10 protein-coding genes are annotated in these 12,100 nt (G+C 42.7%); 7 read left to right on the forward strand and 3 right to left on the reverse strand.

The genetic code is table 11. The annotated features are described in order from the left end of the window. Positions 1-45 precede the first annotated feature (45 nt). Both AC0YOD_RS11565 and AC0YOD_RS11570 read left to right on the forward strand, forming a co-directional pair. Entirely contained in the window at positions 46-558 is a 513-nt protein-coding gene (locus tag AC0YOD_RS11565; RefSeq protein ID WP_475799451.1) for a sigma-70 family RNA polymerase sigma factor, read from the forward strand. Beyond that, positions 551-1,876 carry a DUF4179 domain-containing protein gene (locus tag AC0YOD_RS11570; protein ID WP_475799452.1) on the forward strand — a complete coding sequence of 442 codons (1,326 nt, stop codon included), beginning with the start codon at positions 551-553 and terminating at the stop codon, positions 1,874-1,876. The genes AC0YOD_RS11565 and AC0YOD_RS11570 overlap by 8 nt, the downstream gene beginning before the upstream one ends. Before the next feature lie 60 nt (positions 1,877-1,936). Here the strand turns inward: AC0YOD_RS11570 and AC0YOD_RS11575 are convergent, their stop codons facing one another. Continuing rightward, on the reverse strand, positions 1,937-2,833 hold the full coding sequence (locus AC0YOD_RS11575) for a LysR substrate-binding domain-containing protein (RefSeq protein ID WP_475799453.1): 897 nt from the start codon (positions 2,831-2,833) through the stop codon (positions 1,937-1,939). Positions 2,834-3,015: 182 nt separating this feature from the next. Here AC0YOD_RS11575 and AC0YOD_RS11580 point away from each other — a divergent pair, with 182 nt between their 5' ends. The 4 genes from AC0YOD_RS11580 (at position 3,016) to AC0YOD_RS11595 (ending at position 8,101) form a co-directional block, all read left to right on the forward strand. Continuing rightward, positions 3,016-3,990, forward strand: a complete 975-nt coding sequence (locus tag AC0YOD_RS11580) for an ABC transporter ATP-binding protein (protein ID WP_475799454.1) — start codon at positions 3,016-3,018, stop codon at positions 3,988-3,990. Between the two features lie 65 nt (positions 3,991-4,055). After that, positions 4,056-5,096: an ABC transporter substrate-binding protein gene (locus tag AC0YOD_RS11585; RefSeq protein WP_475799974.1), complete on the forward strand. Its 1,041-nt coding sequence runs from the start codon at positions 4,056-4,058 to the stop codon at positions 5,094-5,096. A gap of 25 nt (positions 5,097-5,121) precedes the next feature. Then, positions 5,122-6,795 carry an ABC transporter permease gene (locus AC0YOD_RS11590; protein ID WP_475799455.1) on the forward strand — a complete coding sequence of 558 codons (1,674 nt, stop codon included), beginning with the start codon at positions 5,122-5,124 and terminating at the stop codon, positions 6,793-6,795. A 1-nt stretch (position 6,796) separates the two neighbouring features. Then, positions 6,797-8,101, forward strand: a complete 1,305-nt coding sequence (locus AC0YOD_RS11595; RefSeq protein WP_475799456.1) for an MBL fold metallo-hydrolase — start codon at positions 6,797-6,799, stop codon at positions 8,099-8,101. A gap of 139 nt (positions 8,102-8,240) precedes the next feature. Here AC0YOD_RS11595 and AC0YOD_RS11600 read toward each other — a convergent pair whose 3' ends face one another. Next, positions 8,241-10,079 carry an alpha/beta fold hydrolase gene (locus tag AC0YOD_RS11600; RefSeq protein WP_475799457.1) on the reverse strand — a complete coding sequence of 613 codons (1,839 nt, stop codon included), beginning with the start codon at positions 10,077-10,079 and terminating at the stop codon, positions 8,241-8,243. A 59-nt stretch (positions 10,080-10,138) separates the two neighbouring features. After that, entirely contained in the window at positions 10,139-10,729 is a 591-nt protein-coding gene (locus AC0YOD_RS11605) for a TetR/AcrR family transcriptional regulator (protein WP_475799458.1), read from the reverse strand. Positions 10,730-11,124: 395 nt separating this feature from the next. Between AC0YOD_RS11605 and AC0YOD_RS11610 the strand changes: the two genes are divergently transcribed. Next, positions 11,125-12,087 (forward strand): ABC transporter permease, encoded by a 963-nt coding sequence (locus AC0YOD_RS11610; RefSeq protein WP_475799459.1) that lies wholly within the window; start codon positions 11,125-11,127, stop codon positions 12,085-12,087. The last annotated feature ends 13 nt before the right edge of the window (positions 12,088-12,100 follow it).

Below are 12,100 nucleotides of genomic sequence, written 5' to 3' on the forward strand. Positions count from 1 at the left end.
AAAGGTTCTATCATGTGTCTAATGGCTGAAAGGAGGTTTAGCAGGATGATTTCAAGATCGGCAACAGATCAAAATGCGAAGCCAGATATACATAGAATAGTTGAAGAATATGGAGATTCTTTACTACGCATGTGTTTTCTGTATCTGAAGGACATTCGCTTGGCAGAGGACGCCGTTCAGGATACCTTAATTAAGGTTTATAGCAGGTACTCTCAATTTGAAGGTAAAGCCAGTGAAAAAACGTGGGTTATGCGGATTGCTATTAATGTTTGTAAAAACTATTTGCGCAGCTCCTGGTGGAGAAGAATAGATGCTTCAGCTGTGCTTGAAAATATACCTGGGGAAAACAAAGAAGTAGAAGATGATGCGCTAATCTATCACATTATGAAGCTGTCATCCAAATATAAAGAAGTCATTCTCCTTTATTATTATCAGGATATGAAGATTCGTGAAATGGCTGAGGCTCTGCAAATACCGGAGTCTACTGTTGCTACGAGGTTAACGCGGGCTAGGGAAAAGCTAAAGACACATTTGAAGGGATGGAATGATTATGAATGATAATAGTGAAAACAAAATTAAACCTATCATTGATTCGAGATTATCCTCCATTGTTGTTAGCAGCGAGCTTGAGGAAAGGATACGAAACAACACCCTGCATAAGAAAAAAACGATCAGGAAGCCCTTATCATTTGTAGCTGCAATAAGTATTTGTCTGGTCCTTTCCATTCCGGTAATGGCAGCGAAAATTCCTGCTTTTAATGGGCTACTGCAAGTAGTAAGTCCGGATACGGCTCTATTCCTGCAGCCTGTTGAGCTAGTTTCTGAGGATAAGGGAATAAAAATGGAAGTTGTTGCAGCCATGAATGATGATGAAACAGCTATTGTTTATTTAACGCTGCAGGATTTAACGGGAGAGCGTGTAGACAAAACGGTTGATCTATACAATTATTCCATCAATGGTGCAAATATTCATTCGCATGAGCTTGTTGATTATAATGAAGCAACAGGAACAGCAACGATAAGAATGATCGCAAATGGCGGCAATAAATTGAACGGCAAAAAGGTAACGGTTCGTGTAAGCTCATTTCTGAGCGGTAAACAATATTATAACGAAGTAAATACTCTTATTCCGCTTGCTGATGTAGTCAAAGAAACACCTGAAACGGTACAACTTGATATGAATCATATACCCGGCGGCGGGGGGGATTTATATTCTGAATTACAAGAAAAGGGCATAATTGATATATTAAAGGCAGATGGGAAAGAAATTGTCCTACCTGAAATCGATTTTGCACATATATCCAATATTGGCTATATCGATGAGAGACTTCATGTGCAAATGAAATGGGATTCTAGTGTAGATAATCATGGAGGATTGTATTTGCTGGATGCTAGCGGTGAGAAATTATATGCGAGCAATATTTCGTTTGGAATAGATGAAGCTGGAAACACAATCTACGGCAATGAGTATGCTGAATATATTTTTGATGTAGACTCATCTCAGATTGCTTCCTACGCTTTGTATGGTTTTTTTGTTGAAAATAATAACTATACGGAAGGAAATTGGGCAACAACATTTAAGCTGGAAGCAGTGGATGATGCGAAGAGGGTCGTCCAAAACGTTAAGCTGGATGAAGCCATATTAGATGAAGTCATCATTCAAAGAATGGGAATAACGATTACGGGACATATAGATTTTACGGATAAGATCCAAGTAGAAATGATGCTGATAGATGGTTCGAAGATACCTTATAACCATACGGTAGTCCAAGAAACAAATGGAACATGGCGATCTAAATATTTTCCAAATGTGCCGGTAGAAATGAAAAACATGAAGGAGCTTCGCATAAATGACGAGGTTGTTCCTTTTCAATAAATAGGATTAGAGAAGCGAAAGAGATGATTCTCCTATTAAGGAGTGGATCATCTCTTTTTTCTATTGCTGCATGAAATGCTGTAGATGCTGAGTGAACTGTTCGATTAATGCGGATTGTCTCCGTTCTTGATTATAGCTCAGATAAACATATCGCTTAAATAGATTATGGGGAATGGGGCGGATTTCTAGCTCCCCAAGCTCAGCCTCTTTATTGACGGCAAGCCTTGAAATGAATGCGGCGCTGCTTCCTAGCATGACGGACTGTTTAATGGCTTCCACGGAATCCATCTCTAAATGTGCGTGAAACATCATGTTATGAGCTAAAGCCCACTTGTCGGTTAATTGTCTTGTACTTGATTCTGGACCATGCAGAATGAATGGAACCTTAGCGAGCAGAGCAGGATTCAGCTCAGGGTACTTTGCTAATGGATGATTGGGAGAGAGGATAACGACGAGATCATCCTCGCAAATCATTTCACTGACAAGCGGCGGGAGTTGAAAAGGCTCGGTTGATATAATGCCGATGTCGATTTCATGGTTAATTAGCATGTCTTTTATAACGGGTGATGTCTTCACAACCAGTGAAATCATGATTTGCGGGTATTCCTGTGCAAAGCTGCTTAGAATAGCAGGCAAAATGTAGGTTCCCGGAACGTAGCTGGCACCAATTCGAATGGAGCCGCGTTCCAGCTTATTAAATTCCTTTACTACCCGTTCTGCATCCTGGGCGAGAACATTAATTTTTTGCGCGTAATGACGGAGTGCTTCTCCTGCCTCAGTCAAATATATTTTGTTCGCACGAGACTCAAATAGCTGAACGCCAAACTCCCTCTCTAGATTTTTCATATGAAAGGTAACGGTTGGCTGCTTGAGATCGAGCAGCTCAGCGACATGAGTGATTTTATGATGCTGTGCTAATAATTCAACGATTCTAAACTTCATCAAGTTAAGGTTCATCGTGTTCCAATCTCCTCGCTGACAGTATGAGTCCCCCATTAGTATAGATAAAATCTATGCTGTTGAATAGTATCCATCGAAAAAATTAACACAGGATTAACGCTAGAATAATACTTTGCATCATTTGGACAAGTAAACTAAAGGTAGTTCAGCAAGAATAGGCAAATAGGCAGGTTGATAATATGGATGTGATTATTAAAGGCTTAGAGAAATCATTCGATCAAGTACGCGCACTAAAACCGACGGATCTTCATATCAAAAAGGGCAGATTTACGACTCTGCTCGGTCCTTCAGGATGTGGGAAGACGACATTGCTGCGCATGATTGCTGGTCTTGATATACCCGAACGTGGAGAAATTTATGTCGGTGAGGATTGTTACTTCTCTGCTGCTCAGAAGATGAACAAGCCAGCACACCGCCGTAATTTTGGAATGGTATTTCAAGATTTTGCGTTATGGCCGCATATGACGGTTTTTGAGAATGTAGCTTTTTCACTGCGAGCATCAGGAAGGACGAAGGATATCAAGCTTCGCGTACAAGAAGCGGTAGAGATGGTCAGGCTGCAAGGGATGGAGAAGCGTTACCCGCATCAGCTATCCGGCGGACAACAGCAACGGGTTGCTTTTGCCAGAGCAGTCGCAATGAGACCGCAGCTTGTCCTATTCGATGAACCGTTAAGCGCGCTTGATGCTGTGCTGCGGGATGAAATGCGGATTGAGCTAACGAGTCTGGTGCGGGACATTGGATTGACTGCGCTTTATGTAACGCATGATCAAGTTGAAGCTATGTCGATGTCGGATGAAATTGTGGTTATGCAGGAGGGACAGATTCTTCAGATCGGGTCACCGGAGGACATCTATCACAGACCGGCGCATCCTTTCGTTGCACAATTTATTGGAAAATCAAATTGGCTGGTGAAGAACGAGCAAGTATTTCGTCCAGAGCATATTCGTTTCTTAGCGGAAGGCAATGACGAGCAACAGAGGTATTTAGGCAGTATTCATGCGGTTAGCTATGTGGGGGATCGCTATGAAATAGGGCTGGATATGGGTTCCTTAGGAAGCTGGATTGCTTATCATGACAAGCGTCTTCCTGTCGGGGACACGGTACAGATCGCAATAAATAAATCAAATATTCATTATATTAATGGAAATTAAGGGAGGATTACAAAGTGAAATTTACAAAGGGTTTTAAAAACGGTGCGTTTATTGTGTTAACAGCAATGGTTGGATTTGGACTCGTGGGATGCGGTAATTCGCAAAATACAGGGGGATCGTCAGCTTCAGTGCCTCCAGCGACGGATACACCAACAGAAACAGCGGCTTCAACGGAAAAACCGGAAGATATCAAGCTGAGTGGGAAACTGGTTGTGTATAGCGCAGGGCCAAAGGGATTAGCGGAAGCGATTCAAAAGGGCTACGAGGAGAAAACAGGCGTTAAAGTTGAAATGTTCCAAGGAACGACAGGCAAGATCTTGGCTCGCATGGAAGCAGAAAAAGGAAATCCTGTCGTAGATGTTGTTGTTCTTGCTTCACTGCCTTCAGCACAAGGCTTAAAGAACAGCGGAATGACTCTGCCGTATACAGACGCTCCAAATGCAGACAAGCTAATCTCTGATTGGTCCGATTTAGAAGGCAACTATTTCGGATACAGTGCTTCGGCTTTGGGCATTGCCTACAATACGAAGCTGGTAACTACACCTCCAACAGAGTGGGAGGATCTAACGAAGGCGGAATGGAAGGGCAAAGTGAATATTCCAGACCCTGCGTTATCTGGATCTGCACTAGATTTCATTACAGGTTATTTAAGCGCCCAAGGCGATGCGGGCTGGGGATTGTTCGAGCAATTCAAAGCTAACGGTATTGCTTTGGCTGGTGCAAACCAAGAAGCGCTCGATCCTGTTATTACCGGTGCAAAAAGCATGGTAGCAGCAGGTGTGGATTACATGACCTACCAAGCAAAAGCAAAGGGCGAACCGATTGATTTGGTTTATCCTGCCGGTGGAACGGTAATTAGCCCACGCCCAGCTGCCATTATTAAGACGAGTCAAAACGTAGACAATGCAAAAGCTTTTATTGATTACTTAATTTCAGATGAGGCTCAACAAATGGTTGCGGATACCTATCTACTGCCTGGCCGCAAAGATGTGGAAGCAAAGGGCCGTCCTGGCATGAACGATATTCCATTGCTGAAAGTAGACTGGGCATGGATGGACAGCAATAGCGATGATATCACGAAGAAGTTTACGGAGCTTTTCAAATAATAGAAGTGAATAAGATGGTGACTTCATGCAATTTATAGGCAAAATGAATGTAAAATCTATCGGAGTGACGCTAGCAATATTATTATTAATGCTGCTAGTCGTCGTTCCTCTTTTTTTCATCTTTCTAACAAGCGTGTATCCGAATGGTTCTCTTGATTTGCTGGCTCCGCCGCGAACTATTTTGGGAAATCATCTGCTTGGCGTATTTTTAAATTCAATAGGGCTTGGCTTATGCGTAGTGCTTGGGACCACTTTGCTCGCCCTGCCTCTTGCATGGATTATGGCAAAGACGGAGCTTGGCCGCCACACGTGGCTGGATGTTGTACTTTTAATTCCTTTTATGACTCCGCCGTATATTGGTTCAATGGGCTGGATTTTATTCATGCAGACAAATGGTTACTTAGAACAGCTGCTTCCATCCGCAGCGAAACTTACACCGGTTTTCTTCAGTTTTTTCGGTATGGTTATCATTATGTGCCTGCACTTATTTCCTTTTCTCTATTTAATTTTGCGCAATGCGCTGGTTCAGATCGGCGGGAGCAAGGAGGATGCCGCAGCCATACATGGCGGGAGGTTTTTTTACAGATTTCGACGTATCGTATTGCCGCTGCTCTTCTCAAGCTACGCGATGGGAGCTTTACTTATTTTCGTGAAAACCATTGCCGAATTCGGTACACCAACGACATTTGGGCGAAAAATTGGGTTTTATGTGCTGACTTCAGAAATTCATAAATATATTTCTAGTTGGCCAATCGATTTCGGCAAAGCCACTGCGCTTGCTTCTGTTTTATTGAGCACATGCTTGCTGCTATGGTATTTACAGACTGTCGTGAGTCAAAAATTCACTTATCGCTTAGTTGGGGGGAAGGGTTCACGAAGCAAGCAGTATCGATTAAATACCGTAACAAAGCTGCTATGCTGGCTTTATACGGCGGGCTTGCTCGTCTGCTCTATAGCTGTTCCATACTTTTCTATTATTGCTGCTTCTATGATGAAGCTGCGCGGTGAAGGTTTGGCATGGGGGAATTTCACCTTCCGGCATTATGGAGAGCTGCTCACTTGGGGCTCCAAAAGTATGCAAGCGCTGATGAATAGTCTTAGTCTCTCGCTTATTGCCGCGACCATTTCGGTGATTCTGGGAACATGGTTTGCCTTAACAATCAAGAAGTCATTGACATGGCCGCAGCGCATTACAGATTTGTTCAGTTTACTGCCGAATACCGTACCCGGAATCGTTATTGTTGTTGCATTAATCATTTTTTGGAATTCGCCATGGATGCCGATTCCGCTATATAACACATATGGAATGGTTGTGCTGACGTATGTCGTTTTTTTCATACCCTATACGGTACAGTATGTTAAAGCTAACTTTGGACAGCTGGACCCGTCATTATTTGAGGCCGGTCAAGTATTTGGCGGCAAACCTATTTATATTTTTCGCAGGGTTTTGTTTCCGTTAATTATTCCGGGCATGCTGGCCGGTTGGATGATGACCTTTACGATTTCGGTACGTGAGCTTGTAGCCTCACTCATGATTCTTCCTCCTTCAATGGAAACCTCGGCAACGTATATTTTTGCGCAATTCGAGCAGGGTGAGGTATCGCTAGGAATGGCTATGGCTGTTATTTCTGTAGGATTAACAACGCTTCTTCTGCTAGCTCTTAACATCATAAGTTCAAACAGAAAGTGGAATGTGTAAAATGATACGATTGACCGTTTGGGGCGGCTCTGGTGAGCATGGCCGCTCATGCTATTATATAGAAATGGCAGGCAAGCGCATTTTGCTTGATTGCGGCGTTAAGAAGGAAAATGCGGGCGAGTATCCGCTCCTAGATAGGGATATGGTGGGGCAGCTGGACGCTGTTTTTTTATCCCATGCGCATGAGGACCACTCCATGGCGATACCGCTTCTAATTAAACTGGGCTTTAAAGGGAAAGTATGGACGACACGCGCTACCGTGCAGCAGTTATCAGGCTATTTTGCATCTTGGGAGAAATATGTGAAGGAGCATGGGGAAGAACGGCCGTATGACCAGAAGCATATCGATGCTATTCCATTCGAGTATCTGGATGAAAAGGTTACGTCTGGGCAATGGCTTCAATTGGATCCAGCCTTTAAACTGCGTTGGGGACGGAGCGGGCACTTAATTGGCTCGGTTTGGCTCGACATTGAAGCTCATGGGAAAAGATTGTTTTACTCAGGCGATTATTCGTCAGAATCCGCTCTACTCATGGCCGATTCTCCTGCAGCGCGATTACCTTCTGGAGATAGGGTGGATATGTCTATTATTGATGCCGCATATGGTATGGATGCGGAGTCGCAGGCGGAGAAGATTGATCAGCTTGCAAAGCATGTCAAAAGAATTGTAGCGCTTGATGGAATGGTCTTATTTCCAGTACCCGCTTATGGACGGGGTCAAGACTTAATGATTTGGGCAGCGGAGCAGTTTCCCCAAACGCCCATCTATGTTGAATCTGAGCTGATAGAGGGTTTGCAGCAGATGTTGGAGAGTCCGGACTGGCTGCTTCCCGGCATAGCTGATGGGATCCTTCAATGGATGCAATCTGGTAGATTTGTGACCATAAGTACGCAGAAGGAACGAGAGCAGTTTCTTAGCCAAGGCGGCAGCGGAATTATCTTTACCAGTGATGGCATGATGCAATCGGAGAAAGCGCAATGGTATTACAGTAAACTGAAGATGTGTCATAGGAATGTTGTTATTTTGACTGGACACTTAGCCAGAGGCTCTTTCGGACAAAAACTGTTAGAGGAGCAACTTGCTGACTCGGTTAACAATCAAGCACAAATAGTAGCGGTTCGTTATAAGGTTCATCAAGGCTTGCCAGATGTTCGCAGGATGCTTCAAATGATTCGCAGCCAGCAGATCTTGCTAGTTCATACGGGAAAAAGAGATACCGACTCTCTTTGCGCTCAGCTCACAATAGAGGGCTTTGAAGGGTTAAATTCACTCATACCTGGGGATACATTAGAAACCGAGCAATAACTATAAGCCTTAATCATATTATCGATAGGGAACGCTGGATATAAGCGATTCGTCCAGCAGTAAACGAAAACAAGCAAGATTCTGGAGTGCGACATGGCCTCCAGCATTTTGCTTGTTTTTTTGGTAATAAGAGTGCTGGTTATAACTTTATTGCTTGCTGAATCCATTCAGCAGTGAGCTCGGGCTCAGCAATAGGGAATTGATGACCAAACGGAATGAATGTAGTATGGATATGCTCAAAAGGTTTAGGAATATAGTGTTTGTTGTCTCGCTCCCCCCATAATATTTTTACTTTATCGCGATCCCAGACCTGAGGCTGTAAGGTAATGCATTCCGTTTGTGTTAATGCGGACATGACTTCCGCTGTGGTAGATCTTACTCTAGGCGATTTCAGATCATGAAGAACATAGTCTATATAATGCTCAAGCTTTTCCTCTTTATTAGCAAAATCACCCGATTGAACCATTACCTTTCTAAAAGTAGATCGTGTAGCATGCTTCAGTATTCTTTTGGTTAAGAAAGAACGCCGATATAGAGGGGCAATCGGATGAAGGACAGGCTGCAGCAGCAACAGCTGGTGGATACTTGTTTTTATTTTCTCCATTACCCTGGCAGCAAGGAGACCGCCGAAAGAATGACCGACGAGAATAACAGGTGTATTCAGACTTGCAATTCGATCTGTCAAAGCTTCCACATAGCCATCAATAACGGAAGGGTTGTGATGGTAAGGTGCTCTTCCAAAGCCCGGGAGATCGATTAATGAGACATTTGCTCCTGTTATTAATTTTGCTGCAGGCATCAAACAGGCTGCACCGCTAAAGGTGCCGTGAAGAAAGATTATGGGTATTCCTTGTGTTTCCTGACTATGCGTATGGCGCTCCAAGGAGATAAGATTAGATTTTTTTCGCTGAGAAAATCCAATTTCCTGCTGTAATGCCGGGTGAGAGAGACGAAAATCAAGATCAGCAATTACTGCGGGAAGCATGGAACGGACTATGGAAGTAGGCTGTTTATGGTTTTGTTCTATCTTGGCTTTTGATTCGGTGGAAAATGCCGTCTGAACAAGAAAGTCCATAGACTCTTTTGGAATACCTAAAAATTTCCCTGCGCCCAATCCTAGAAACATCTTTAATAGAGGAATCGGAATGGCACTAATAGGAGCCTTTACCCTTAACTCTTTGGCAATTAGATCAAGTAATACTTTGATGGATAAGCTGTCTTCTTTCCGATCTAATAAATAGTAAGTGTCACTCTTGATGTCTGTTATGTTAACTAGATTTAAAATAAATGCAGCTACATGGTCTACATGAACCATCGGCAGCCAATAATCCCGTCCCCCTGGCACAACTGGCATGAGTTTTCTCCGTACGGCATCCACTAAAATACTAAGCCCACCAATTTGCTCGGTTGTACCAGATTGGGAGTCTCCAATAACTACACTTGGATTTACAGTGGAAAGCGGAATATTCAGAGGGACAAGAGATTGGCGAATATGAGCATCAGCTTGGAACTTCATGCGCTCATAGGGCGGTAGCTTCATTAGAAGCATATGAGGATCTGACCCTGTCGTTTGCTCGTTAAAGGGGCTCATAAATCCAACAACATGTATAAATTGCTTCAATCCCTTTGCCCTATGAATTTCTTTGGCAATATGGACAATTTCCTCGGCAGGATGAAGAAAAGCTTGTTCTGCCTCCTCCTCTGTTAATTCAATATTCATCTGCCCGCCTGCATGGATAATGACGTCGGCAGTAAGAACATGCTGATAGCTATCCTCTTGCAGTCCGAGTTTATGCTGGGCTAGATCTCCGATCACAGGAGTAATGTTTCCCACTTCCAATAGGTTGATCTGATTCATGATGTGTTGAAATCGTTCTAGGCTTCGCACAAGAACAAACAATTGATGAGGCTGTTTCGATAATTGCTGCAATAGCGGTCTGCCGATAAATCCAGTTCCTCCAGTTATAAATATATTCATATAGGGAACCCACCTTTTAATTTTAATAGTACTAACTGGTACTAAATATTCGAAAAAAATTACTTTAGCATTAAAGCTAAAGCAAGGGAAAGATCTTTTAATAGGGTCGGTTTATTGGAGGCCTTGGCTACGAATAGTGCACCCTCAATCGATGAGATAATGAGAGCAGCCATTTGTGGAATAGGAAGGTCTTCTTTTAATTCCTTTTTCTCTACGCCTTCGGTCAGAAGGAATTGTACGCTCTCGAATTGTCGTTCGAAGAATGTTTTAATCTTCTCCTTCACTTCAGGTGATTCACTCGACGTTTGTGTATAAAGGGTTAGAAAGGGACACCCTCCGAGATAGTCATTCTCGGCTTGTTCTTCTGTAAGACTTATCATCAATTGTTCTAATTTATTTAAAACATGGACATCCTTCTGAGAAAGAATCCATTGAATGCGCTGCTCGTAATGGGAGACCAGTTGATCCACGATGGTTAGTAAGAGCTCCTCCTTGCTTTTGAAATAGTAATAAATGTTTGTTTTCGAAACTTTACTCTGTACGACGATATCATCCATGCTTGTAATCTGAAAGCCTTTTGTTAGGAAAAGAGTGGCGGCAGTTTGAAGGGCAATATCCCTGTTGGAAGTTTTATGTTTATTGTTCGTCATAATTAGTACTATATAGTACTAATTATGGGCGGTCAAGATGAGTATCAAAAGAAAAACGGATGATGTCATTTTTGAATGTACGATTGTCGTTATGAAATCCCCTATTATCAAGCTTTTAAGCATGTATGGAATAGGTCAAATTTGCGCAAAACCCTTATAAAGCTGGAGTAATAACAAAAATGACACATAACCGCTGTTGTCTCAATTGTCAGACTAGTCCATTTTTGAAGCGTTTTCATAATAAAGAGATGAGGTTATGGGGTAAAGCGAAAATGACATATTTACGATACTTTAACCTTTCAGCTATGTTGGATAGGAAGGCAACAACAAGTTAGTATTCTTATTTCTGGTCATGGAGAAAGTCACCATGAAGAAAATTTGGAAGGAGGGGTTCCATGCAGGAGGTAACAGGTGTTGAAGCGGGAAACATTCTTCTCACAAAAAAGAAGAATCGCAAAGGTTCATGGAAGCGTCTTCTTAAGAACTGGGAACTGTATTTATTCATTGCTCCCGCATTTTTTTACTTTCTAATATTCGCTTACGGTCCCATGTACGGTATTCAAATTGCGTTTAAGAATTTCATCCCTACGAAAGGGATTACGGGGAGCCCTTGGGTAGGATTCGATCATTTTGTTCGGTTCTTTGATTCTTATTATTTTTGGGATTTAATTTGGAACACATTAAGCATCAGCTTATACGAATTAGCTATAGGGTTCCCTATACCGATTATTCTTGCCCTTGCTTTTAATGAATTAAAGGGCGGACTCTTTAAAAAGATGGCTCAAACGGTCACTTATGCACCGCATTTCATTTCTGTTGTCGTGATGTCCGGAATGATTATTTCGTTCCTATCACCTTCATCAGGAATTGTCACGCATCTCATTCAATGGCTTGGGTTTGATGCACCCCAGTTTTTGACGGACCCTCGTTGGTTTAAGACCATGTACGTGTTGTCGGGTGTTTGGCAAAGCGCGGGTTGGGGTACGATCATTTATTTGGCAGCGCTTTCGGGAGTTGATCCTGGTCTTCATGAGGCAGCCATTATTGATGGAGCTTCGAGATTCCAGCGAGTGCTCAACATTAATATTCCAACCATCATTCCAACCATGACTATTCTATTAATTCTAAATATGGGAAGCTTACTTGGCGTTGGGTTTGAGAAAATACTCTTGCTGCAAAACTCGCTGAATATGGGAGCGTCGGATGTTATTTCTACTTTCGTATATCGAGCAGGGCTTGTGGACGCTCAGTACAGCTTCTCGACAGCAATAGGCTTATTCAATTCTGTTATTAACGCAGTTATTCTAGTAGTTGTGAATCAAATTGTACGACGTACCAATGAAAACAGCTTATGGTAGAAGAAGGGGGAAT

The organism is Paenibacillus sp. J31P13 (genome assembly GCF_056269295.1).

Excerpts from the sequence above, each read along its gene's own strand:
- AC0YOD_RS11595 (WP_475799456.1), top strand. The coding sequence starts at position 6,797 with ATGATACGATTGACCGTTTGGGGCGGCTCTGGTGAGCATGGCCGCTCA.
- AC0YOD_RS11605 (WP_475799458.1), bottom strand. The coding sequence starts at position 10,729 with ATGACGAACAATAAACATAAAACTTCCAACAGGGATATTGCCCTTCAA.
- AC0YOD_RS11565 (WP_475799451.1), top strand. The coding sequence starts at position 46 with ATGATTTCAAGATCGGCAACAGATCAAAATGCGAAGCCAGATATACAT.
- AC0YOD_RS11570 (WP_475799452.1), top strand. The coding sequence starts at position 551 with ATGAATGATAATAGTGAAAACAAAATTAAACCTATCATTGATTCGAGA.
- AC0YOD_RS11610 (WP_475799459.1), top strand. The coding sequence starts at position 11,125 with ATGCAGGAGGTAACAGGTGTTGAAGCGGGAAACATTCTTCTCACAAAA.
- AC0YOD_RS11585 (WP_475799974.1), top strand. The coding sequence starts at position 4,056 with ATGGTTGGATTTGGACTCGTGGGATGCGGTAATTCGCAAAATACAGGG.
- AC0YOD_RS11590 (WP_475799455.1), top strand. The coding sequence starts at position 5,122 with ATGCAATTTATAGGCAAAATGAATGTAAAATCTATCGGAGTGACGCTA.
- AC0YOD_RS11580 (WP_475799454.1), top strand. The coding sequence starts at position 3,016 with ATGGATGTGATTATTAAAGGCTTAGAGAAATCATTCGATCAAGTACGC.
- AC0YOD_RS11600 (WP_475799457.1), bottom strand. The coding sequence starts at position 10,079 with ATGAATATATTTATAACTGGAGGAACTGGATTTATCGGCAGACCGCTA.
- AC0YOD_RS11575 (WP_475799453.1), bottom strand. The coding sequence starts at position 2,833 with ATGAACCTTAACTTGATGAAGTTTAGAATCGTTGAATTATTAGCACAG.